This is a genomic window from Kocuria subflava, from assembly GCF_012163155.1.
Taxonomy (GTDB): Bacteria; Actinomycetota; Actinomycetes; order Actinomycetales; family Micrococcaceae; genus Kocuria; species Kocuria subflava.
Genome location: NZ_JAAVUN010000273.1, coordinates 1 through 503 on the forward strand (window position 1 = coordinate 1; position 503 = coordinate 503).

Annotated in this window: 2 protein-coding genes; one reads left to right on the top strand and one right to left on the bottom strand. The window is 65.8% G+C overall.

The window, feature by feature from the left end:
• The coding region (locus GTW58_RS14160; protein WP_168023665.1) for an SDR family NAD(P)-dependent oxidoreductase at window positions 1–159 on the bottom strand (159 nt) is incomplete at its 3' end.
• 129 nt (window positions 160–288) lie between these two features.
• Here GTW58_RS14160 and GTW58_RS14165 point away from each other — a divergent pair.
• On the top strand, window positions 289–503 hold a 215-nt coding region (locus GTW58_RS14165; RefSeq protein ID WP_168023666.1), incomplete at its 3' end, for a hypothetical protein.

Below are 503 nucleotides of genomic sequence, written 5' to 3' on the forward strand. Positions count from 1 at the left end.
GACCTCGATCCGGTACCGGGCCCGAAGCTCTTGTGCCGCTTGATCCAGGCGAGCTGGGTCGCGAGCAACCAGCACCAGATTCAACCCCCGGGCGGCCAGTGCTTTGGCGAAGGCGGCCCCGATGCCCGAGGTTCCGCCCGTGATCAGTGCGGTGAACATGAAACCCACGGTACACTACGGTGGGCGTAGCGTAACCGGTGACTTGAGCTCTCCAGCGAACCAGTGAGTGGCTCACCGCCTTCCGCCGGCTACGGTCGCGCAGCCAGCCCGCCGTCCCCGGAGAATCGCGTGAGCACCACAGGTGATCGGCCAGGTTCCCATCTGGTCCAGCACAAGAACGGATCACTCGACCACCGCGCCCAACAGCGTCCGGCGGTCGACTCCGGCTTCCCGGCCCATGACTTCTGCCGTGGTGAACGAGGTGCCTTCCACGAAGAGCTGGACACGGCCCAGTTCGAGATCCGACCGCTGCACGTGGGTGTTCTGGACGCCGTCGCGCATCT